This window comes from Paraburkholderia sprentiae WSM5005 (genome assembly GCF_001865575.2).
Classification (GTDB): Bacteria; Pseudomonadota; Gammaproteobacteria; order Burkholderiales; family Burkholderiaceae; genus Paraburkholderia; species Paraburkholderia sprentiae.
The window spans coordinates 1,606,054-1,629,300 of record NZ_CP017561.2; the positions used below are offsets into that span (position 1 = coordinate 1,606,054).

Here is a 23,247-nt window from a genome sequence, read left to right on the forward strand (position 1 = left end):
CACCATTTCATCTTAGGACAGACGATGGCACGAACCGCAATAAAGGCGCTGAGCGCGCTGAGCACCGCGTTAATAGTTGGCGTTGCAGCCGTTTCGACACCGGCGCTGGCAGCCGGCAAGAAAGTGACAATCTCACAGGCGTTCCAGTCGATGCTGTATCTGCCGCTCTATGTGGCGATCGACGGTGGCTTCTTCGAGAAGCAAGGACTCGACGTCGACAAGCAGACGGCGGGCAGCCCGAGCGCGGCGCTCTCCGCCGTATTGTCGGGCAGCGCCGATTTCTCGCTGCACGGGCCGGAGTGGACGGCCGTGGCGGCCGAGAAGGGCGCGGACGTCGACGTGATCGCCAATGTCGTGAACGGCGCGGCGGTATGGATCGCGGTTGCGCCGGACGTGAAGTTCAGCGGCATCAAGGATGTGAAGGGCCAAGTTGTCGTGGCGGGACAGATGCCGACTACGAGCACGTCGCTGTTCTTCAAACTGCTGAAGGAGAACGGCATGTCGCAGAGCGACGTCAAGCTGGTTCAGGTGCCGCTCGGCTCGGAAATTGGACCGCTGGTCGCCGGCCAGTCGAAGATCGCGGTGATGTATGAGCCGGGTCTCGATCAGGCCGTCGCGAAGGGCATGAAAGTCGTGCTCGGCTTCCCGAAGCTCTATGGCGAGTACGCGTTCTCGTCGATCTCCGCCAAACGCAGCGTCGACCCCGATGCGGCCGCGCGGTTCGTGAAGGGGCTGCAGAACGCGCTGGTCTACATGCAGGGCCATCCTGCGCAGACCGCGGCGATCGCTCGCAAGGAATTTCCCACGCTCGATCCTGTGGTAGTCGATGCAGCCGTCAAGCGCATGCTGGACGAAGGCGTGTATCCGAGAAACGTCGGCATCACGCCGAAAGCGCTGACCGTCGCGATGGACACGCAGATCGCACTGGGCAACCTGAAGCAGCAACCCAACTACGATAGGTTCATCGTTCAGAGTTACATTCAGCCGGCGCTTGCCGCGAAATGACACCGTTTGCCGACGCTTCCATGACCACGTTCGCTGCTTCTTCCATCCCCCCGATTCCCACCATTGCCCGGATTCGCGCCGAGATTGCGTCGGGCGACGCCGGCGTCGAGCAATACGTCGCGCGCGCCTATGACGCGGCGTGCGAATCGCAGGCGTCATTGCATGCGTTCTGCTATTTGCCGGAGGCTGCGCCGATCAATGCCGCTGATGCGACGGCCCCGTTGGCGGGCGTGCCTGTCGCGGTGAAGGATGTTCTGGATACCGCCGACATGCCGACCGAATTCAACTCACCCGCCTACAAGGGCCGACGCCCTGAGCGCGATGCGTGGGTGGTGGCGCGTCTGCGTGCGGCGGGAGCGTCGATTATCGGCAAGACCGTGACCACCGAATTCGCGTGGCGTCAGCCGGGTGCGACCGTCAATCCATGGAATGGCGCGTTCACGCCGGGTGGTTCGTCAAGTGGCTCTGCGGCGGCGGTGGCGGCGGGCATCGTGCCGCTCGCGCTCGGCACGCAGACCCAAGGCTCGGTGATCCGACCGGCGGCGTATTGCGGCATCGTCGGGTTCAAGCCGACTTACGGCGCGATCGCGCGCACGGGCGTGTTGCCGCTCGCGTGGTCGCTCGATCACGTCGGCATCTTCGCGACGCGCGTCGCCGATGTGGCCTACACACTGGCGCTGGTTGCCGGCGCCGATGCAGCCGATCCACACGTCTCGTGCGTTCCGCACTCTGCAGCGACGGCGCGCGGCACTCGGACGCGGCGTATCGGCGTGCTGTCGAGACAGGCCGGCGGCGAAATCGAGCCGGCGCAGCAGGCCGCGCTGGACAGGCTCGCGGCCCAGCTCGCGCGAGACGGCGCGGAGATCGTCCCGGTCGATCTGCCGGCCGAGATTTTCGAAACGCCCGCGTATGCGTTGAAACTGATGTCCGTGGAAGCGGCGGTCGCCCACGGCGAACTCGTCGATCGCACGCCCGAGCTCGTGAGCCCGGCAATGCGCGGTCTCGTCAACGACGGGCGCAAGCTGCCCGCCACCGCATACGCCAGCATCAAGGCGGCGCAGATGCCGATGGCGCGTCGCTTTCACGACTGGCTGACGCGCACGATGGCGCTCGACGCGCTACTGGTCGCGCCGGCCACCGGCGAGCCGCCGCGCGGCCTCGACTACACGGGCGACGCATCGTTTTGCGCGCCGTGGACCTTCCTCGGCGTGCCGGCCGTGACCGTGCCGGCGGGGTTCGGGCCGGCCGGCTTGCCGCTTGGCGCGCAACTGGTGGGCGCCGCTCACGGCGACCTGGATTTGCTGATGCTGGCGGAATGGGTCGAAGCGCGCACAGGTTGGCAAACGGCCGTGGCACAGCGGCGAGCTTGAATGCGGTGGCAGACTGGGGCATCGAGATCAAGGCGGCCGATGCCCATGTCGCGGCAGGCAATGACTGAACGCTATCTCGCCCAGCGCTCTGTGGAGCGCTGGGCTCAAACGTCATCGTTTGTCGTGCGTGCGATAGCTCGCCGCCTTAGAAGCGATGAATCATGGCGACGCGATAGACCATCTGGTTCTCGCTGCTAGACATACCGGCCGCGGCAGGGATATCAGCAAAGTCGAAGTCAGTGCCGGTGTGCGCGCTGACGACGTGCTGGTAGGCACCTTGTGCATAGACCGACGTGCTCTTGCTCAGATCGTAGTTAAGCGTGAGACCCAATTGATGCCACTTGGGAGTAAAGGAACCGCTGGTGGAGTGAAGGTGTGCGACCGTAAACGTGTAAGCCGCTCCGAGCCACAGGTCCGGTCGGAAGAAGTACTGCTCGTTTGCTTCGAAGTTGTCGAATTTCCAGGAATTCCATGTCCCGCCGGAGGGCCCGTTGTTGGACGTGAAATACGAATTGGAAGTCGGGTCGTACACGTCGACGTGCGAATAGGCGAGTCCGGCCAGCGAATGCGCAAAGCGGTAAGTCGCGGCCACGCCGATGTCCTGCTGCGATGAGGCGGCAAACAGCGTGTCGCCGGAAACGGCGCCGCTGGCGTTTGCACCGGGGTTGTCGAGCTTAAGATAGGAAGCCGCCGCCGTTAAGCCACCGTTCTGGTAGTTCAACGTCGCGCCCCAGGTGCGGTTATTCGCGAACCCGCCCGCCTGGTTGCTAAAACCGTACATCGCTTCGCCAGTCAGGCCGCGGTATGTCGGGCTCACATACTTGACAACGTTGTTGACGCGGAAATCCCAGTCTGCGTTGTCGTTGTCGAACGGATGCGCGTTCACATCGCCAGCATAATTTCCGGCCGCAGTGAGGCCGCCGAAGCCAAGCTCGTCGACGCTCGTATCGTACTGACGGCCGAACGTGACGGTGCCGTACTGATCGGACGACAATCCTACGTACGCCTGCCGGCCGAATAGACGCCCGCTCTGGCCTGCCTGTCCACTGTTTGTATCGAAGCCGCTTTCCAGCTTGAATACCGCCTTCAGACCGCCACCGAGATCTTCCTCGCCTCGCAAGCCCCAACGGCTCCCGTACGTGTCACCGCTTTTCATTTGATACGTGGCGTGTCCGTTTGCGTTGCTCGTGAAGTTGAGGCCCTCATCGAGAAGCCCATAGAGTGTCACGCTCGATTGTGCGTGCGCGACGCCGGTGACCAGCGTCAACGAGGCGACAGCTGCCCACGTCAAATTCGTCTTTTTCATTTTGACTCGCTATTTAAGGATTGTCCGCATGATGTTGCCAGGAGCCGCAGAGACTGCCTACGCAATTTCGCTCGCTCGGCTCCAAAGGCGAAGCCAGTCTAGGCAGCGAGAATTGCTACCGTTCACAACAAAATGAAATCGAGCATTCAGTAAAGTTGAACAAGGCGCGTGAGTTGTTCTCGGCGGGGAAAGTGCCGGCAGACAGACGTGTTGCGGTGGCGCAAGCCGTTGTATTTGGCTACCCCCCGCTTGACTTGTTTTTTTTAGCGTTGGTGTCGGCACGAAGCAAAACTAAAAAAGGCTTCATCAACGTGGAGCGGGCACTTTAGGGGAAGCGAGCAATGATGCATCCATCGTTCAACCATGGGCATTGCGTCATGAATCAGCTTCAGGCTATGCGCGTCTTCACCCGTGTGGTCGGCCTCGGCAGTTTTAATCTGGCGGCCAAGCAGCTTGGCGTGTCAGCGGCATCGGTCACGCGCAGCATTGGCTTGCTGGAAGCTCATCTGAACACACGCTTGATCAACCGGACTACGCGCACGCTGTCGCTAACGGAGGCAGGTCGCGATTATCTCGAAGGCTGTCGCGTGATTATCGAGCAGTTGGACGAAATGGAAACGTCCCTCGTACAGTCGACCCGGGAGTTGCGCGGGGCGCTGCGGATTGCAAGCGTGGCAACCTTCGCTGACGGCGGACTCGTACGCCTGGTTGCCGCCTACCGCGAGTTGCATCCTGGCGTGTCTTTCGAGGTAACGACTTTCGATGTCCATATCGACATGGTCGAAGGTGGCTTCGACGTCTGCTTCTCGGACGATCCTGGGCTATTCAGCTCAGCGCTCGTTTGCCGGCCACTTCTGCGCATCCCACAGGTTGTCGTCGCATCGCCTCAGTACCTGTCCAGGCACGCCACGCCGATTGCCCCCGCGGATCTGACCCGACACACGTTGCTGTACCGGTCGGGAAGCGGGGCGCGCTGCTGGGAGTTCGTGGATCGTAGCCAGGTGTCACGCGTCACCGCATCTGCCGGGATTGCGTCGTCCAGCTATGCGATGCTGAAGTCCGCATCCATGCACCACTTGGGAATCGCTTTGTTACCCCGTTCGATCGTCGAACCGGAATTGCAACGCGGCGCATTGGTCGAGCTATTCGAACAGTTCAATGTCGGCAGCGGCGCGAGAAATCTTTGCGCGTTGTATTCGTCGCCTGGGCTGTTGTCGAGGAGGGTGCGAAGCTTCGTAGACTTCGCGGTGGACCACTACCGCGCAATGGATCGCACGTCATCGCTCAAGGCGGTTGCTTGAACTTCGAGCCACCGTCTTTCAATGAGGCTTTGCGGCAAGCTCCGCACTGCACGTGAGAACTGCGCGTCCAGCCGGCTGGGTGAAAGTTATCTAACTCGCAAAGCCCCGCAGCGGGCAGCAATGCGCACAAGTGTCCCCGATCTCTGCGGTGCTGCGTCGAGCTTTCGTCCATGCGAGTCTCGCTAACTAAAAGTTCCTTAATGTTCGAGGTAGAACACTGTTAGCGCCCTACGTCGAGAATCCCCATATAAACATGCGTGCCATGCATCAGGCGCATACCGATGCCTGCGCGCGATGACCATGCGCTTTCCTGAATGGAGCTGTTCCAATGTTGAAACTGGTCAGGCTGGCGTTGACGCGGCCCTATACGTTCGTCGTGCTCGCGATGCTCATTCTAATTCTGGGCCCTTTATCGGCATTGCGCACACCGACGGACATTTTCCCCGACATACGCATTCCGGTGATTAGCGTCGTATGGAGCTATACGGGACTTCAGCCTGACGACATGGCGGGTCGAATCGTTACTTACTACGAGCGCACGCTCGGTACGACAGTGAACGATGTTGCGCATATTGAATCGCAGTCGTTCACGGGCTACGGCATCGTCAAGATATTTTTCCAGCCAACGGTCGACATCCGGACCGCGACGGCCCAGGTCACATCGATCTCGCAGACTGTGCTCAAGCAGATGCCACCCGGCACGACTCCGCCGCAGATTCTCAACTACAACGCATCGACTGTTCCCGTATTGCAGTTAGCGTTGACAAGCGACACACTCGACGAGCAGCAACTCGCCGACTACGCGACAAACGCGATTCGCCCGCAATTGCTGAGTGTGCCGGGCGTCGCGATTCCGACGCCATACGGCGGAAAGACGCGCGAGGTGCAGATTGACCTCGATCCCAAAGCGTTGCAGGCGAGAAAGCTGTCGGCAGAAGACGTCGCCGCGGCGCTTGCCCGGCAAAACCAGATCATTCCTGTCGGCACGCAGAAGGTTGGTGCATTCCAGTACAACGTCAAGCTGAACAATAGTCCGGTGGACCTCGAGGAGTTGAATGCGCTGCCCGTGAAAGTAGACGGTGACGCGACAATCTACATTCGCGATGTTGCGCATGTACGCGACGGATATCCGCCGCAAACCAACATTGTCCGCGTTGACGGCCGCCGCGCGGTGCTGATGAGTATCCTGAAGAACGGGTCCGCTTCGACACTCGACATCATTTCTGGCGTCAAGGCGAAACTGCCGCTCGTCGAAGCTTCGCTTCCCCCGCAATTGAAGCTGGTCACGATGGGCGACCAGTCAAAGTTCGTCAAGGGTGCCGTGAGCGGCGTGGTGCGTGAAGGCGTCATTGCCGCGGCCCTCACGTCCGCCATGATCCTGCTCTTCCTCGGCAGTTGGCGCTCGACCCTCATCATCGCGGCGTCGATTCCGCTAGCCTTGCTTGCGGCAGTGGCGGCGCTTTCGGCGATGGGCGAGACGCTGAACGTGATGACGCTAGGCGGGCTCGCGCTGGCAGTAGGAATACTTGTCGACGACGCCACGGTCACCATTGAGAACATCAATTGGCACCTGGAACAGGGGAAAGATGTGCAGCGGGCGATCATGGACGGCGCGCAGCAGATCGTCACGCCAGCACTGGTTTCATTGCTGTGCATCTGCATCGTGTTCGTTCCGATGCTGTTGCTCGACGGCATTGCGCGGTTCCTTTTCGTGCCGATGGCGGAAGCCGTGATGTTTGCGATGATCGCTTCGTTCATTCTGTCGCGCACGTTTGTGCCGATGATGGCACAGTACCTCCTCGCCCCTCATGCGTCGGGCGGGCATTCAAGCGGTGAACTCGCGGCGATAATCGAATCTCACGGCAGCATGTCCACAAGCCCAACGTCGCGCAATCCGTTTGTACGTTTCCAGCGCGGCTTCGAGCAATGCTTTGTGCGCGTGCGAAACGTTTACCGCGTGCTTCTCGGCCTTGTGCTGACGCACCCGAAGCGCTTTGTGGTCGGCGTACTGGCCGTCGTATGCGTGTCTTTCCTGCTTTCACCGTGGCTCGGACGGAACTTCTTTCCCGACATCGACGCGGGCGAGATCGCCTTGCATGTTCGCGCGCCGGTTGGGACACGCATCGAAAATACGGCAAGTATTTTCGATCACGTTGAAAACACCATTCGCCAGGTTATTCCGCCGGATCAACTCGGCAGCGTGGTGGACAATATTGGCCTGCCAGTCAGCGGTATCAACCTGACATACAACAACAGCGGCACCATCGGCTCGCAGGATGGCGACATCATGATCGCGCTGCGTGAGAATCATGAGCCGACGGCGGGATATGTGAAAAGGCTACGCGAAGTGCTGCCCGCAGCGTTTCCGGGTACGACCTTCTCTTTCCTGCCGGCGGACATCGTTAGCCAGATCCTGAATTTCGGCGCACCGGCACCGATCGATCTGCAAGTCGCCGGGCCGGACCAGGCCGGGAATCATCGATACGCGAACGAACTGTTGCGACGTGTGCGGATGATCTCCGGTATTGCCGATAGCCGTATCCAGCAGGCGGTCACTTATCCGCAGTTCACCATCGCGGTGAATCGCTCTCACGCGGGACGACTGGGCATTAGCGAGGAGGATGTGACGAACTCCGTCGTAGCAACGCTCGCCGGTACGAGCCAGGTGGCGCCCACGTACTGGCTCAATCCAACGAACGGGGTTTCGTATCCGATCGTCGCGCAAACCCCCGAATACTGGATGGCATCGCTGTCCAATCTCGAGAACCTGCCGATAACGGACTCGAGCGGCAGGTCGCAATTACTGGGCGGTGTCGCGAGCATCTCGCGCGGCGTTGGCAGCGCGGTGGTATCGCATTACAACATCGAGCCGCTGTTTGATATTTATGCCACTCCGCAGGGCCGCGATCTGGGTGCGGTCGCGAGCGACATCGACGGCATCGTGCGTGCCACAGCGAAAGATGTGCCCAAGGGCTCAACGGTCACGCTGCGTGGTCAGGTGCAGACGATGAATAGCGCATTTACCGGGCTGTTACTCGGCCTCGTCGGTGCAATCGCGCTCATCTATCTGCTCATCGTCGTCAACTTTCACTCGTGGGGCGACGCCTTTGTGATCGTCTCCGCGTTGCCTGCGGCGCTGGCTGGCATCGTGTGGATGCTGTTTGCGACGCACACGCCGCTGTCGGTGCCTGCTCTCACTGGTGCCATCCTCTGCATGGGTGTGGCAACCGCGAACAGCGTGCTGGTCGTCAGCTTCGCACGCGAACGGCTCGCGGTGACTCACGACGCATTGCGAGCGGCCTTCGAAGCGGGCTTCTCGCGGTTTCGCCCTGTGTTGATGACGGCACTCTCGATGATCATCGGCATGGCTCCGATGGCGCTGGGTCTCGGCGACGGCGGCGAGCAGAACGCACCGCTCGGGCGAGCCGTTATTGGTGGCCTGATCTGCGCAACCTGTGCCACCTTGCTGTTCGTTCCTGTCGTTTTCAGTCTGGTGCACCGGCGCGACGCCGCCCCACCCGACGCTGGGCCGAGCGAACCACAACGCGAGTCATACGACCATTCATCTTCCGAACCTGGAGTCATCCATGTCAACTGACATCGACATCGCAGCGCCGCGGCGGCTGCGGTCTCTCAAACTCGCAGGAGTTGTCGCTCTGCTGGCTGCCGCAGCGGTTGCAGCGACCGGCATCGCAACGCGCGTCCATGCAAAGGAGCAGATGGCCAAATGGTCGGCCGCGCAGGCGATTCCAACGGTCGTCGCCAACCCGCCGTTGCATGACAGTTCCGCGCAGGTGCTAGTCTTACCAGGCCAATTGTCGGCCTATGTGAAGGCACCGATCTATGCGCGCGTGTCGGGTTATCTGCATGCGTGGTATGCGGACATTGGCGCGCACGTGAAGGCCGGGCAGTTGCTGGGCGTAATCGATACACCCGATCTCGATCAGCAACTCGCTCAGGCACGTGCCGATCTGCGCACCTCACAGGCGAACGAAACGCTCGCGGCATCCACGTCGCGCCGGTGGACCCAGATGCTGCAGCAGGACTCCGTATCGCAGCAGGAGACAGACGAAAAAACGAGTGACCTTGCGGCAAAGCAGGCGATGGTGGCCGCGAACCAGGCGAATGTTGCACGGCTGGAAGCGCTTGAATCGTTCAAACGGATCACCGCACCTTTCGACGGCGTCGTGACCGCGCGAAAGACCGATGTCGGCGCGTTGATCAGCGCGGGCGGCGGCAACGGACCGGAGTTGTTCACCGTCTCCGACGCACGGCAACTGCGCGTGTACGTCAGCGTGCCACAGAACGAAGCCGCCGTGATCCGGCCCGGACTGGTCGCGAGTCTGACCGTGCCTGAACGCCCCGGCATGCAGTTCTCCGCAAAGCTTGTCGATACGGACGACTCCATCACGCCTTCTTCAGGGACGCTGCTGGTGCAATTGGCAGTCGACAATTCCAGCGGCGTGCTGATTCCGGGCGAATACACGGAAGTTCATTTTGAACTGCCCACGGACAAGCATGCGATGACCATTCCTGCTAGCGCGCTGATGTTCCGGGAAAGCGGTTTGCAAGTGGCAGTGGTCGGTCCGGGCAATCACGCCATGCTGAAGCGGGTGAGCGTCGCGACCGACTTGGGTACCACGATTGTGATTGCATCGGGTTTGACTGCCACCGACCGGGTGATCGACAACCCGCCTGATTCGCTGGCAAACGGCGATTCAGTGCGACTGGCTTCGACATCCGCGACGACCGCGCTGACACAGCATAATGAAGCGGAGCGCAGTCATGGTTAGGCGTCGCGTATGCACGGTTCTGATTGCCGCAGCGCTCGTCAGCGGCTGTTCGTTCGCGCCGCCGTATCAGGTGCCGCCGTCCGCCATACCGAGCGCGTTCAAGGAGGCCCGCGGATGGCAGCTCGCGCATCCTGCCGACCAAATGCCGCGCGGTGAATGGTGGACTGTGTATCGCGATCCGGTGCTCGATGGACTGGAAAGCAAGGTCGCCAGCGCTAACCCCGACGTGGCCGCCGCGATCGCTCGCCATGACCAGGCGCAAGCGTATCTGGACCAGGCTCGCGCTGGCCTCTTTCCCACCATCGGCGCGTATGCGCAGGTCTCACGTTCGCGTCAGTCCGACAACCGGCCATTGAGGGGCGCTACTCAACCAGCGCTCTACAATTCGGCGACTGTCGATGTCGGCCTGAACTACGACCTCGATCTATGGGGAAAGGTGCGCAATGAGGTTGCCGCGGGCAAGGCGGCCGAGCAGGCGAGCCAGTACGACATCGAGTCATTGCGATTGAGTTTGCAGGAAAAGCTTGCTGAGGCGTATTTCCATCTGCGTGGTCTCGATCAACAGCAGGAATTGCTGGGAAATACCGTTCGCACCTATGAGCATGCATTGCAGTTGACTGAAAGCCGGCACGGTGGCGGTATCGCATCCGATCTCGATGTGTCTCGTGCTCAAACCCAACTTGAATCGGCAAGGGCGTCGGTTGAAGACGTGTCGGCACGAAGGGCCTTGTACGAGCATGCGATCGCGACTATTGCGGGTGAAGCGGCCTCAGGATTCTCCCTGGCGCCCGCCGTCGCCCCGACGTATTTGCCGTCGATCCCAGCTGGCGTGCCTCTCGCACTGCTGCAACGTCGGCCCGATATTGCGGCCGCCGAGCGCCACGTCGCCCAGGCGAACGCGCAGATCGGCGTCGCCAAAGCAGCTTTTTTCCCGGATGTGTCGTTAGGTCTTGACGGCGGCTATCAAAGCACAACTTTATCCCCGTGGCTGGCAGCGCCTAACGAGATGTGGTCGATCGGTCCGAGCCTGCTGATGACCTTGTTCGACGGCGGCCGGCGAGCGGCTGTCACGCGGCAGGCGCAGGCCAAGCTGGCGGAAAATGGTGAAAAGTACAAGGCCACGGTGCTGCTGGCGGTACAGCAGGTGGAAGATCAGCTGTCGCAGTTGCATTACCTGGGCAACGAATCCGCGAAAGAAGGACGCGCGCTTGCGGCTGCGCAACGTACGCTCGAGTTGTCGATGTCGCGTTACCGCGATGGCGTCGTGAGTTATCTGGACGTCGTGAGTGCGCAGGCAATGGAACTCGAAACGCAAACCTTGGTGCTGGATTTGCAAACTCGCGAGTTGATCGCCTCGGCTGCATTGATAGACGCGTTAGGAGGTGGATGGGCCAACGAACCCGCCGGCACGCCCACGTCCACAACGACCAGGTGAACCGTCACGTTTCGCAGAACAGGATGCCTCGCAGCGGTTTGCGGCGGTTTGCAGCGACCGGCGGCGAGGCGTCCTGCTCGTCATGCGCAACGCGAGTTAAAGACAGAGGTCTAGAAGCGGTGGCGCAAGCCCATTGCGACCACGGTCTGCTGATTGCCTGCTGACGGTGCCAGCGTGAAGATCGAAGCGTTGCCGAGCGCCGGTATGCCGCTGGCGCCGGACACATGCTGATAGACCCCTTCAAGATAAACGTCTGTCTGGTGCGACAGCGCATAGTCGGCTTGCAGCATCACCTGATTCCATTTCGGCGATGCGACGCCGCTCGCGCTGCTGAAATGCCCATCGGTGAAGGTATACGAGCCACCGAGGCTCAGGGCCGGCGTCAGCGCATATCGCGCGTTCAGTTCGTAGTTGGTGAACGTCAACAGGTCCCCGTTCAGAGCGACGTAGGTACCCCCTTGCGCGACTTGAGCTGGGTCGTCCATGATCGTGCGCGTGACGACCAGGCCGACGGTGGCGGCCCCGAATGCGTAACGGCCCGCTGCGCCGAGGATGCGTTGACGCGCGCCCGTCAGCATCGCGTCGCCGTCACTGCTGCTGATCGCACCGCCTGTGTTGGTGGGCGCGTCGACGCCGCCTGGATGATTACCCTGAAAATATCCGACTGCCAGGTCGACCGGCCCGCGCGACCAAGCGGCGCCGGCGCTGAATGCGTTATTGTTGCTGAAGCCGCCAGCCGCATTGCTGAATGCGTAAGCCCAGCCGAATTTGAAACCGTGGTAATCCGGGCTGCGGTACTTGACCGCATTGTTCATGCGGAAGTCGTTAGCCAGGTTGTCGTTATCGAATGGGTGATCCGCGAGATTTCCGCCGAAGCCAGAGCCGGTTGCCGACAAGGGCGCGACAAAGTCGACGAGGAAGTCGTATTGGCGCCCCATGGTCACCGTGCCCCACGTGTTGCTCGACAATCCCACCCACGCCTGCCGCCCGAAGAGGTCTCCGCCATTAGCCAGTTTGCCGTTGGCGATGTTGAATCCGTTCTCCACATCGAACACCGCGTGCAAGCCGCCGCCCAGGTCTTCGGTGCCGCGCAGCCCCCAGCGGTCACCGTTGAGATTACCGCTCGCCATCATCCAGTTGTTATGTCCCTGACCGTTGGCTGTCTTCTGGTTACTCACATAGTCGATAGCCGTGTCGAGCGTGCCGTAGAGAGTGACGTTGCTCTGAGCGTGCGCGGCTGTGGCGAAAGCCGCCGCCAGCGCCGCACAGGTTGTTGCCAATGCTTTATTCATGTGGTTTTTCCCTGGAGATAGATAGGTCTGCCGCGCTTTTCGGGCGCGGGTTCACGCCTCGATGCGAGCGACTGGCGGGAATGTATTCGGACACGATTGGCCGCGGATGATAAAAAGCGATCGATTAAATGAAATTCCTTTAATTTTTCGATCCGCGCGGGTTCAGCGAGTCGTGATCACCACTATGTCCTCGATAAACTAATTTTCACCGTTCAGCTAGTCATCCGATAAAGGTGGCTGGTTATGCTGATCCTCAACCGGTTCTCGCGAGGCATAACGCGCAGCGACCGGCCAATTAACCTAAATGTTGAGGATTAGAAAATGAAACGGATCACATTGGCGATCGTTCTCGCTGGAACACTGTCGGCCGCAACGGCCTTTGCACAGTCGGCTCCGGCCGGTTCCGCGGGTAGCATGCAGATGAGCAGTCAGGCGGCTCAGGTCGCGTCAAATGTCACATCGGCGGGTGCTGCCAGTGGCCAATGGGTGGCGCCATATGGTCAACCGGAGGCGCCGAAGACCCGCGCTCAGGTCTACCAGGAACTGGTGCACGCCGAGCAGGATGGGCAACTTGCTTACCTGAACTCGACGATCTATGCGCACCCGTAACGCAGCAAAGCGCTTGGCCAACGGCGGCACGATGACGTCGTTGGCTGAGATTCGTGCCCTACAAACGCTTCTAATCTGGAGCCGAGATGAACCGAAGCCGAACCACGACATTCCGCGTGGCCCTGATTCTGGCGACCGTTGCTAGCGCTCTCCTGTCCGGCTGCGCGTTGGAAGCAACGAACACCGCCGACCAATGTGTCGGTCCACCAAGCTTTTGCAACGTCTACTTTGGTGGATCATAGGGAGTGCGCTTCCCTTGCTCGGGAAGCGTACAGTCAGCGGCTTGCGAAGCGGGAGAGAAGCGGAGAAGAAGCGGGAAAGCCACTATGTGTCGGATCGACCGGCAACTGTCGTCAACCATTCGTCAGCGTGAGCTGATAGCCGTAGCGTTTTAACGTATCGATGTGCACATCGGGATGATGCGGCGCGAGCTTGCGACGCAGACGCGATATCACAAGATTGACGCTCGAAGCAGCAACGTCATCGTGATCAGGCCACGCGTATCGGATCAGATCGAATCGTGATACAGGCAGATTCGGCTGGCGCAGCAGGCATTCGAGCAGCATGGATTCGCGGCGCGTTAGAGAGAGCCGCTGTCCTCTCAGCACCAACTCCCGCGTGGCGGTATCGAAGGTGGGAGAAACGGGCACCTGTCCCTCGCGTTGGACCGCATCAGGGCTAATGCGCCGCAATGCATGCATGCGCTCATGCAATTCAATGAAAGACAGCGGGTGGCAGAAGCAGGCGTCAGCACCGGCTCGCAGTACCTGGGTCCTTTCCTTTGCGTGAGCCGCACCGAGCGTCACAATAATCGGTGCACCGCGGCTTTCGCTCGCGAGTTTGGGTAGCGCAGCTAGCAGGCAGGCATATGGCGGAACGTCTGCCGACATGACAATCACTGCGTCAAAGCGCTCCTGCCCTGCGAGGAAGATCGCATCCTTCAAATCGTCGACCTGCTCGAGGCTGTGCGCGCTCTCGATCAGGGCTTTGTGAAGCCAGGCGGCTTCCGGTTGTGTACCGATCACTAGTAGGACACGCATGAACTGTCGAGTGCGAGGGGTTGTTTGAGAAAATCGGTCATGTCAATGTCTTGGTCCAGCACTGAATCGTCACGCGCGTGCCCGGGTTCGCATCGCTGATCTGCATGCAGTAGTCATGCACGTTCACGACTGCCGAGACGATGCTCAGCCCGAGACCGGAACCCGGCAAATGTCGCGTCCGGTCGCTGCGGTAAAAGCGCTGCAGGACCGCGTTGCGTTCATCCGCCGGAATGCCGGGACCACTGTCGATGACATCGATCTGCGGGCCGCGCGACGTCCGAATGAGTTCGAGCCTGACGGTGCCGCCATCCGGCGTGAACTTGATCGCGTTGTCAAGCAGATTGCTGAGCGCTTCGAAAATCAACGCGCGGTCCGCATGCGTCGTACCGACGTTCGCAATGTGTGTGACGACGCCGATCGATCGGCTCTCGGCCAGCGGTTCAAAGAGTTCGCCGACTTCCGTCAAAAGCGACGCCAGTTGCATTTCCTCGAAACCGCCGCGACGTTGCAGGCTTCCGATCTCGGAGATGCGCAGCATCGCGCGGAAGCGCTCCAGCAGCGCATCGGTGTCGCGCCGCGCGTCGTTGACTAGCCTGTTCAGCTCTGCGTCCGGTAGTCCGGCTATGCGCTCGTCAATGTGCAGCAGCGACGTGCGTATATGGCTAAGAGGCGTTCTGAGATCGTGAGCGATTCCGTCACAGGTTCCTTTCACCTCGTTCATCAGCCTTTCGACTTCGGCAAGCATGTGGTTGACCAGTTGAGCAAGCATATCGATTTCATCGCGTCCCCCGGTCGGCAGACGCTGTCCGAGCTCGCCGCGTTGCGCGATACGTTGGGTCACGCGGCGGATCGCTTTCAGGCGTCGAGCCTGTCTGACGCTCAGTGCTAGTCCGGCAATGATGCCCGCGCTGAGACAAAAAAGACCACCGCCGATCAGCGCGATGATCATAGTTTCCCGTATGCGCAAGACGTGGGTGAGATCTCTCGCGATTACCAGTGTGTCGCCGTTCGCGCGCTGGGCGGCCATGACGCGAACCATCGGGGCGGTTTCGTTGCCGCCGAGTGCGAGTTTGTCTCCGAGCGTCATACCCACGCGATTAACGGGGACACCAGGCGGGCGCGCGAGTATATCGCCAGCCAGATGCCGTCCGTCGGAACCAAACAGGCCGTAAAAGTTGGGGTGCATGCGCTCGTGTTCGGAACGCTGACGAACGGCGTCGGCGAGACTGTCGACGGGCGTGGTATCGAAGTAGATCAATTGCCAGTGGAGGACTGCATCGGTTTCGCGGTCCATGACGAACGTGACCGAACGTTCCACCAACACTAACAGCAGCATGACGGAGACGGAGAAGATCGCCGCGTAGACCGTCACGATGCGCAAGGTCGTTGAATGCCAGCGGCCGCCCAGCACCGGCTGCGAGGAGAATGGCTGGTCGCTCGACATGCCGCTAGCCAAGTAGATATCCTGAACCGCGTACGGTCTGGATCAATGGTTGCACGCCAGGCGGATCGATTTTCTTGCGCAGACGGCCCATATGAACATCGATCAGATTGGTGCCCGGGTCGAAGTGATAGCCCCATACTGCTTCGAACAGCATCGTGCGGGTGATGGTCTGACCTGCATGGCGCATCATGTATTGAAGTACACGATATTCGGTGGGGAGCAGCACGATCTCTGTGTTGTCTCGTGTAACCGTGCGTGCGACCAGATCGAGTTCGAGAGGACCGACTCGCAAGGTTGCCTCGGACTGTGCCGGTTGCATTTGCCGGCGGCGTAGCAGCACTTCTATACGTGCTGCCATCTCGTCGGCGTCGAAGGGTTTGGTGAGATAGTCGTCGCCGCCGGCGCGCAAGCCGCGAATGCGTTCGTCGACGTCGCCCAGCGCGCTGAGCATGAGCACAGGCGTCTGAATGCCGATGCCGCGCATTGTCTTGAGTATCGTCAATCCGTCGGCGCCTGGCAGCATGCGGTCGAGGGTGATGACGTCGTACTCATCGCTGAACGCGCGCGCCATTCCCTCGCGGCCGTCCGCAACCCAATCGACGGTGAAGCCACGATCATTTAGCTCTCGCACGATTTCGCGCGCCGTCATCTCGTCATCTTCTATGGTCAACACTTTTGACATCGTCTTTCCTCGGTTCGCGTCCAACAGAGCAGCGCGAGATGCGCTAATTCGGCATGCAATGTTCCTGGTCGAGGGCCGCCAGATGCCGGGTTATCGCTTCGCGCAGTTGTGTGAGGCTGTGCGTCGGTAATGCGAATCCGGTCCATCCCAACCCGCTATGCCGAAGGATCAGTACCGCACCGTCGTACAGCGGGTGCTTTTCGGTATGCCAGCATGGGTCCATCTCCAGTACGAACTGCTGCTGTGGGGACGGCTGCAAGGGAATATCGGGGCGCATGCTCGCACGCAGGTAGCTCAGACGGTGAATCACTGCGTCGATGTCTTCCGCGTCTAGAAGCACCCCTGCATGTCCGATACCCACGCGTACCGCGGGTTTTCCGTGTTCGTTGACGACTTCCAGGCTCATAGCTTGTGGCATTGCGTGCTCCCAGGATAGTTTTTCCTCGCCCATTATTGCGCGCGGAAAACCCCGGCTGTCTGAAAGAGCGCGACGCTGCGATGAAACTTTCTTTAAGCACGAGACTAGCCTGAGAATTCCCGCTTGGAAGAGGCATGTTGCAGCTTAGTCCGGGTCGTATTTCGGGGCTTTCGCCCGCACATTAAAAAATTTTAATGTGGCGTCGGCTCCTCAACGCTGCCGCTGGCAGATTAACTAATCTTCATCGTTTGGCTAGCAAGCCGATACCGGCGGCAGACTACGCTGGTCAGCAGCCTGTTTACACGTTTAGTACCCAAGCGGTCGGCTATCCGGCTTGCCCGGCAACTCAGTATCAACGTCGTGATGTCGCATTCGCGCCGATTCACTACGTCTTTGGTCGTGCCCAAACGACGATAGCCAGCACCTGCAAAACGCCAACAAAACGGGAGATCGCCATTCCTTGGAGACAATCCATGCAGTCCAGCTCAACTGACGCCCACCGCCGACAGTCGCCGCTTATCGCCATCTTTCGCGTGACAGCCGGTAATTTTCTCGAGCAATTCGATTTTTTTCTCTTCGGCTTTTACGCCACGCAGATCGCCGCCGCCTTCTTTCCTCTGCATAGCGAGTTCGCTTCGTTAATCTCCACCTTTGCGGTATTCGGTGCCGGGTTTCTGATGCGCCCGCTTGGCGCGGTATTTCTCGGCGCCTACATCGACGACGTCGGCCGGCGCAAGGGCCTTATCATGACGCTTGGCCTCATGGCCAGCGGTACCGTACTGATAACGTTCGTGCCTCGGTACTCGACAATCGGGCTGCTGGCGCCGGCTCTCGTGCTGATTGGCCGCTTGCTCCAAGGCTTTGCGGCGGGCGCCGAGCTGGGCGGGGTTTCTGTTTACCTGGCGGAATTGGCGTCGCCAGGAAAGAAAGGTTTCTATACCAGTTGGCAGTCAGCCAGCCAGCAATTGTCGATCGTCGTTGCAGCGAGTCTCGGGTTCGCGCTGAACCGACTGATGGATGCGGCGGCTGTCGCGGCATGGGGATGGCGTATCCCATTCTTCATCGGTTGCCTGGTTGTGCCGTTCGTGTTCATGCTCCGATACAAGCTCGAGGAAACAGAGGCGTTCAAGAGGCGCGAGACTCGACCCGCGATGCGCGAGGTGATCCGCACCTTGGCCGCTAACTGGAAGGTCGTGGTAGCTGGAGCGATGCAGGTAGCCATGACCACCACGACCTTCTACCTCATTACTGTCTATGCACCGACATTCGGCAAGACGGCCTTGCGCTTGGGTACGGCGGACAGCCTGCTCGTGACCGTCTGTGTCGGCCTGTCGAACTTTATCTGGCTGCCGGTGAGCGGTGCCTTGTCGGACCGGGTAGGGCGCCGGCCGCTGCTGCTGTCGGCAACTGCGCTTGCGCTCGCCACCGCGTACCCCGCACTTTCGTTTCTGGCCGACGCGCCGACATTCGGCAGAATGCTAGCAGTGCTGCTTTGGCTTTCGTTCCTCTACAGTATGTACAACGGGGCAATGGTCGCGTCCCTTGAGGAAGTGATGCCACCGGAGGTGCGCGTTGCGGGGTTTTCGCTTGCTTATAGTGCTGCGACAGCGCTATTCGGCGGCTTCACGCCGGCAATCTCCACCGCATTGATCCACGCCACGCACGACAATGCGGCGCCTGCCTGGTGGTTGAGCTTCGCTGCGGCATGCGCATTCTTCGGTACCTTGGCTTTGTGTCGGCATAAGCCGGCGTCTGTGAGTCCGTCTTCAGCAGCCGAATCTCGGTCTGTTCCGCGACCTTAGTCGGCACGGCCGCTTATCCCTTCTGACCGCCAATCCGAATCAGCGCATGTCGAATAGCTCCTGATGGAAGTCTTCGTGCGCTAATCCACCTGCAACCAGATCGTGCCGCAAGTTCTGGCCGAAACTCGCTGGCCCGCAGAACCAGACATCGGAGCACATCCAGTCGGGCACGATCTCACGGACGCGCTGCCCGGTCAGGCGGTCGTCCTTGCCGCTAATCAGCACGTGAAGACGCACTTGGGCGGCAATTGCCAGTTGACTCAGCTCACGGACGAACTCGTCGTCCATCGCGTTGGTGCTATAGAACAGGTCCACTGCGCGTTTATCGGAATGACGCTCTCGCGCTTGCATTCGCGCGAGAAATGGGGTTATTCCAATTCCGCCGGCGATCCAGATCTGTCCTGGTTTGTCGCTGCGAAAATCGAAGCGGCCATAGGGCCCCTCAACGCTGACGCGGTCGCCAGTCTTCAGAACGGCCGGCAATTGCTCGGTGTAATCGCCAATGCTCTTGATATGAAAGCGCACTTTGCCATCGTCGTGCCACGCCGAGGAGACGGTGAACGGATGCGCGCCCTCGTGCGCGTCGAACGTGACGAAGGCAAATTGTCCAGCGGCATGACCCAACCAGCGGTCCTTGAGTTTGATGACGATGCTCAGTACCCGCATCTCCCGGTAATGCACAAGCTCCTCGATATGCCCGGCTGCTTGTCGCGTTCGTCCGATACGGCGCAGCAGCGAGACGGACGTGGCCACCATAGCCAGAAAAATCAGCAGTGTTATGACTGGGCCAATCGCCGTGGTCCAGTAGCCGTGATTCATGAGTACCACCGCATGGAACGCTAATAACGGGTACGCAACTGCCAGCAGACGATGTGTCTTGGAGAAATGTCGGTAAGGAAAGACTTTCAGCAATGCAACGACGATGATCGCAACCGTTGCATAGAATGTCCATTCGCCAATCCCTTTCGCGAGCCCATGCTGCGCGTCGAGAATCTGGACCAAGGCTGACGGCGCGACCGATGATGCCAAGGCGCGCTCGCGCAACGGCCTTTGTATCCACCCCAGGCCGATTAGCCAGTTTGGAGACTTTACACACAGCCAGTGAAGTGTGGAAAGCAACAGTGCGCTGATACCGAGCCATTTGTGCAGTCGGTACATCTTGTCCAGCCCGCCGAGAAAGCGCTCCATGCTGGTCGGCCGAACTGCTATAACGATGCCCGCGCTCATGCAGCCGATCGCGAGAATGCCGGTCAAATTGATCACTGACAGTTGCAAGGCGCGGAATCCATGCGACCCGGGCAATGAAATTTCAGCGATTAGCCAGAGCAGGGCCAGCCCTGTCAGCAAAAGCAGATAGGTTAATCTGATGTTTTTCATGATGTCGATGCGCCGCAGTGTGACTCCGGTGCGCAGTCGTCGAGCCGCGCTGGAGCTGAGAACACGGTTGAAACGGCCTGCCGTCAGTTGACAGCAGCCGCGAGCCTTGGTCCGGCTATGTCGACGGTTTTTCGGAGTGCCGAGCTTACTGCCGGACGGTGACCGGACCAGACTGACGCAATCGATCAATAGCCGGGGGGCGGGCGATTGGATGTATGCGATGTTGAGGGTCGGCAGATCCGGAAAGAAGCTTCCGACCCGTCGCCGTTTCGTGCCTGCGCCCGGTCACTATTCTCGTGAGCTAAAGAAAGTTTGCGGACGAGCCAATGTAGCCCGTACAGCCTAAAAGGTGAGCTGCCGGAACATGAAGTTATTTTTATGCAGTTGTCAGTGCAATCGCTCACCGAGCGTTGCCTGGGCCGCGTCGCGGCGAGACGCGGACTTGCGAGATGAACTAGCTTGCCTTGCTGAGAGTGCTAGAGTCAACGTGACTGAACGACTTGCCGTACACATGTAATTGCGTTTTTTGCGCGTATTTCAATGTATCTCCCGTCATGTCGAACGTGATCGAGAAAACACTTGTCGCGTCGTTCTTCAGCATGTACTGAGATTCGGCTACCCCGTGAGATTTTGACGTTAGCGTCATCTTATCGCCGGCTTTTCCTTCCGCCACAACGCAGACCGCCCGGGGAATACAAAATGAGTCATAGACAGTCTGGTTCTTCTTGTCGTAAATCAGATAGCCGCGTTGGTCATGGAACTGTTTGTTGTCTCTTTTTCGGAACACCTGCAGCGAGTAAGCCATGGCCACCAGGTATTGATCACTGGCATTCGTTGCATCCGCTGCGGGTTCAAAGGTCAACTGTTCGTAATAAGGTTCCACTGCGGGATTGCCTGTGCCCACTTTGGAACCCACTTGACCGGGCGCCACGTCGAGGCCGCCGGCAGCAACGGTTTTCCAGGTTCCGGCCAGTTTGGCTAATGGACCGAAGTCCATTCCTTTAAGGACGGTTCCCTGCGCGTAGGCGGTGGACATCGTCGACAGGGCGATTGCAAAACAAACGACGTATTTATTCACGATTGGCGTTCCGTTATTCAAAAAAAGTTTTCGTGTCTGACGGCTATTTGACAACAGAAGCTCACGCGAATTGTTTTATGTCCTGTAATTCCGGGTTTCAAAAAAGTCCGCGCGCCGATCGATCATCGGCTATCTGCCAGTTGGCTTTGCGCGGGTTTGAACAGACTGATCTCGCAACCGACGTCCGCGTCGTGGAACGCCAGCGTCATGCCGTGCATGCCGGCCACGGCGGCCACAAGACTGAGCCCCAGGCCGCTGCCGGGCGTACGACGGCTGGCCTCGCCACGATAGAAGCGGCGCAGGACGGCATCGCGCTCGGCCGGTGCGATGCCTGGTCCATCGTCCTTGACAGTGACGCCGGTGCCTCTCGCGTCGTGCCACAGCGTGATATGCACGACTCCGCCATCCGGTGCGAACTTGATGGCGTTTTCGACCAGATTCGCCAGCGCCTCGAACAGCAGGTTGGGATCGCCCCGGATCTCCAGCGGCCCGGACACGGTGCGCTGCAGTCGGAAGCCGATCTGCTTGTCTTCGGCGGTCGGCTCGTAGAATTCGAACACGTCGTCGGCCACCGCGGCCAGATCGACGCTGGTGAAGCCGGCGCGCCGCACCCCGCTTTCGATCTCCGAAATGCGCAGCAGGGCGTTGAACGTGCGTAGCAAGCCGCTGGTTTCCACGATGGTTTCATCAATGGCCGCGCGATACTCTGCCTCGGTTCTGGCGCGCCGTTGCGCACGTTCGAGTCCGCCGAGCACCCGCGTGAGCGGCGTGCGTAGATCGTGCGCAATCGCATCGCACACGCCTTTGACCTCGTTCATCAGGCGTTCGATTTCGTCGAGCATGCCGTTCACGACGACCACCAGCCGGTCTATGTCGTCGCGTTTCGCATGCACCGGCAAGCGTCTGCTGAGATTGCCGGCGACGATCTCCTCGATCGAAGCGGTCACCGCATCGAACCGCCGCATCGCCGAAATGCCAATCAGGGTCGCCCCGAGCAGGCCGATCACGAGCGTGATCATCGCGGTGGAGAGCAGCGCATGCAGCAGTTCGTTGTCGAAGTGGTCGAGCTCGAGGGTGTTCTGGCATTGCAAAGCGATGCGGTCATCGGGCACGTGCGCAGCGATGCATCGCCCAGGCGGTTGGCCCGGCAGATTGACGAGTCGCATCGAAAACGGCTGGTCAAAGACCGGGATCGCCGGCTGAGCGCCCGCATAGCCGCCGGCAAGGTGTTTGCCGCCGGCTTCGAACAGGCCGAACGGGCGCTGGCGGCGCGGATCGAACTGGTCTTGATGTTCGAATCGCGCGACCAGTTCATCCGGCGCTTCGCGTTTCAACTGTGCGTGCTCGCGAAGCAGCCAGTCGTCGATGCGTTCCTGTTCGAAGCCGGTGATCTCGCGGTACAGGTAACCGAACAGCAGCAGCGCGATCACGCCGAACAACACCAGAAACAGCGTGGCGAGGCGATAGCCGGTGGTGCGGTGCAGTTCAGTCAGGCGCATGGAGCATGTACCCGGAACCGCGCACGGTATCGATCATCGGAGCCGTGCCGTCCGGGTCGAGCTTCTTTCTGAGACGGCTGATGTGCACGTCGATCACGTTGGTCCGCTCGTCGAGCCGGTAGTCCCATACGGCTTCGAACAGCATGGTGCGGCTCACCACCTGGCCCTGGTGCTGCATCAGATATTCGAGCAGCCGGTACTCGCGCGGCAGCAGCGGTACCGGGCGGCCGGCGCAGGTCACTTCGCGTTTGAGCGGGTCCAGACGCAACGGGCCGACCAGGTACTCCTGGACACCGGGCGCCGCCTCGCGACGGCGCATCAACGCATCGAGGCGCGCGGTCAGTTCGATGAACTCGAACGGCTTGGTCAGATAGTCGTCGCCGCCGGCGCGCAGACCGCGCACACGTTCGTCGACCGCCGACAGCGCGCTCAGGATCAGCACCGGCGTGAGCACGCCGGCGCTGCGCAACGCCGACAGCATGCCGAGCCCTTCGAGACCGCCCGGCAGCATGCGATCGAGCACGATGGCGTCGTAACTGTTGGCGACCGCGAGCATCAAACCGTCGCGGCCGGTACTCGCCGTTTCGACCCGGCAGCCGTGATCGTTGAGCGCTTCGACGATCTCGGCGAGAGTCTGCTCGTCGTCCTCGACGACCAATACGTTCAACATGCCTTTTTCCAGAAATGAGCGAGCGTCGAACCTGCGCTGGCCGGCCGATTTACACTAGGCTCGTACCTACGACGTGGGTAGTATGCCGTGTGAAGCCGTGCAGGCGTTTCGCGCCAACATGAAAAA

General features: G+C 60.2%; 19 protein-coding genes. 9 read left to right on the forward strand and 10 right to left on the reverse strand.

What is annotated here, in order from left to right:
- Positions 1 to 24: 24 nt before the first annotated feature.
- Both BJG93_RS07365 and BJG93_RS07370 read left to right on the forward strand, forming a co-directional pair.
- The gene (locus tag BJG93_RS07365; protein ID WP_051374392.1) at positions 25 to 1,005 is read left to right on the forward strand and encodes an ABC transporter substrate-binding protein; all 981 of its coding nucleotides are present in this window, start codon (positions 25 to 27) and stop codon (positions 1,003 to 1,005) included.
- Between the two features lie 20 nt (positions 1,006 to 1,025).
- On the forward strand, positions 1,026 to 2,375 hold the full coding sequence (locus tag BJG93_RS07370; protein ID WP_034479978.1) for an amidase: 1,350 nt from the start codon (positions 1,026 to 1,028) through the stop codon (positions 2,373 to 2,375).
- A 145-nt stretch (positions 2,376 to 2,520) separates the two neighbouring features.
- Here the strand turns inward: BJG93_RS07370 and BJG93_RS07375 are convergent, their stop codons facing one another.
- Positions 2,521 to 3,681 (reverse strand): porin, encoded by a 1,161-nt coding sequence (locus tag BJG93_RS07375; RefSeq protein WP_034479362.1) that lies wholly within the window; start codon positions 3,679 to 3,681, stop codon positions 2,521 to 2,523.
- Between the two features lie 377 nt (positions 3,682 to 4,058).
- On the opposite strand from BJG93_RS07375, the gene BJG93_RS07380 reads away from it, so the two are divergent.
- The 4 genes from BJG93_RS07380 (at position 4,059) to BJG93_RS07395 (ending at position 11,210) form a co-directional block, all read left to right on the forward strand.
- The gene (locus BJG93_RS07380; protein ID WP_027197664.1) at positions 4,059 to 4,982 is read left to right on the forward strand and encodes a LysR family transcriptional regulator; all 924 of its coding nucleotides are present in this window, start codon (positions 4,059 to 4,061) and stop codon (positions 4,980 to 4,982) included.
- A gap of 328 nt (positions 4,983 to 5,310) precedes the next feature.
- Entirely contained in the window at positions 5,311 to 8,580 is a 3,270-nt protein-coding gene (locus tag BJG93_RS07385; protein WP_027197665.1) for an efflux RND transporter permease subunit, read from the forward strand.
- A complete protein-coding gene (locus BJG93_RS07390; protein ID WP_027197666.1) occupies positions 8,570 to 9,775 on the forward strand; it encodes an efflux RND transporter periplasmic adaptor subunit in 1,206 nt (401 codons plus the stop codon). Before BJG93_RS07385 ends, BJG93_RS07390 begins: the two co-directional genes overlap by 11 nt.
- The gene (locus BJG93_RS07395) at positions 9,768 to 11,210 is read left to right on the forward strand and encodes an efflux transporter outer membrane subunit (protein WP_027197667.1); all 1,443 of its coding nucleotides are present in this window, start codon (positions 9,768 to 9,770) and stop codon (positions 11,208 to 11,210) included. Before BJG93_RS07390 ends, BJG93_RS07395 begins: the two co-directional genes overlap by 8 nt.
- Before the next feature lie 110 nt (positions 11,211 to 11,320).
- On the opposite strand, the gene BJG93_RS07400 is transcribed toward BJG93_RS07395, so the two are convergent.
- On the reverse strand, positions 11,321 to 12,502 hold the full coding sequence (locus BJG93_RS07400) for a porin (protein ID WP_027197668.1): 1,182 nt from the start codon (positions 12,500 to 12,502) through the stop codon (positions 11,321 to 11,323).
- A gap of 321 nt (positions 12,503 to 12,823) precedes the next feature.
- Here BJG93_RS07400 and BJG93_RS07405 point away from each other — a divergent pair, with 321 nt between their 5' ends.
- Positions 12,824 to 13,111, forward strand: coding sequence for a DUF4148 domain-containing protein (locus tag BJG93_RS07405; RefSeq protein WP_027197669.1), 288 nt, complete (start codon positions 12,824 to 12,826; stop codon positions 13,109 to 13,111).
- A 353-nt stretch (positions 13,112 to 13,464) separates the two neighbouring features.
- Here BJG93_RS07405 and BJG93_RS07410 read toward each other — a convergent pair whose 3' ends face one another.
- Genes BJG93_RS07410 through BJG93_RS07425 form a run of 4 tightly spaced genes read right to left on the reverse strand, consistent with a single transcriptional unit; the run spans position 13,465 to position 16,695 of the window.
- Positions 13,465 to 14,151: a response regulator transcription factor gene (locus BJG93_RS07410; RefSeq protein WP_034479367.1), complete on the reverse strand. Its 687-nt coding sequence runs from the start codon at positions 14,149 to 14,151 to the stop codon at positions 13,465 to 13,467.
- Between the two features lie 37 nt (positions 14,152 to 14,188).
- Positions 14,189 to 15,595, reverse strand: a complete 1,407-nt coding sequence (locus BJG93_RS07415) for a sensor histidine kinase (protein WP_051374393.1) — start codon at positions 15,593 to 15,595, stop codon at positions 14,189 to 14,191.
- 4 nt (positions 15,596 to 15,599) lie between these two features.
- Positions 15,600 to 16,277, reverse strand: coding sequence for a response regulator transcription factor (locus tag BJG93_RS07420; RefSeq protein WP_027197672.1), 678 nt, complete (start codon positions 16,275 to 16,277; stop codon positions 15,600 to 15,602).
- Between the two features lie 43 nt (positions 16,278 to 16,320).
- Positions 16,321 to 16,695: a hypothetical protein gene (locus tag BJG93_RS07425; RefSeq protein ID WP_027197673.1), complete on the reverse strand. Its 375-nt coding sequence runs from the start codon at positions 16,693 to 16,695 to the stop codon at positions 16,321 to 16,323.
- A gap of 473 nt (positions 16,696 to 17,168) precedes the next feature.
- On the opposite strand from BJG93_RS07425, the gene tcuC reads away from it, so the two are divergent.
- Positions 17,169 to 18,497: an MFS transporter gene (gene tcuC / locus BJG93_RS07430; RefSeq protein ID WP_027197674.1), complete on the forward strand. Its 1,329-nt coding sequence runs from the start codon at positions 17,169 to 17,171 to the stop codon at positions 18,495 to 18,497.
- Positions 18,498 to 18,536: 39 nt separating this feature from the next.
- On the opposite strand, the gene BJG93_RS07435 is transcribed toward tcuC, so the two are convergent.
- From BJG93_RS07435 to BJG93_RS07445, 3 genes are all read right to left on the reverse strand, one after another.
- Positions 18,537 to 19,874 carry a ferredoxin reductase family protein gene (locus BJG93_RS07435; protein ID WP_027197675.1) on the reverse strand — a complete coding sequence of 446 codons (1,338 nt, stop codon included), beginning with the start codon at positions 19,872 to 19,874 and terminating at the stop codon, positions 18,537 to 18,539.
- Between the two features lie 454 nt (positions 19,875 to 20,328).
- Entirely contained in the window at positions 20,329 to 20,952 is a 624-nt protein-coding gene (locus tag BJG93_RS07440; RefSeq protein ID WP_027197676.1) for a heme-binding beta-barrel domain-containing protein, read from the reverse strand.
- Positions 20,953 to 21,074: 122 nt separating this feature from the next.
- Positions 21,075 to 21,971, reverse strand: a complete 897-nt coding sequence (locus tag BJG93_RS07445; protein ID WP_231337444.1) for a sensor histidine kinase — start codon at positions 21,969 to 21,971, stop codon at positions 21,075 to 21,077.
- An 18-nt stretch (positions 21,972 to 21,989) separates the two neighbouring features.
- Between BJG93_RS07445 and BJG93_RS07450 the strand changes: the two genes are divergently transcribed.
- Positions 21,990 to 22,523: a hypothetical protein gene (locus tag BJG93_RS07450; RefSeq protein WP_231337445.1), complete on the forward strand. Its 534-nt coding sequence runs from the start codon at positions 21,990 to 21,992 to the stop codon at positions 22,521 to 22,523.
- On the opposite strand, the gene BJG93_RS07455 is transcribed toward BJG93_RS07450, so the two are convergent.
- Positions 22,438 to 23,121, reverse strand: coding sequence for a response regulator transcription factor (locus BJG93_RS07455; protein ID WP_027197678.1), 684 nt, complete (start codon positions 23,119 to 23,121; stop codon positions 22,438 to 22,440). The genes BJG93_RS07450 and BJG93_RS07455 overlap by 86 nt on opposite strands.
- Between the last annotated feature and the right edge of the window lie 126 nt (positions 23,122 to 23,247).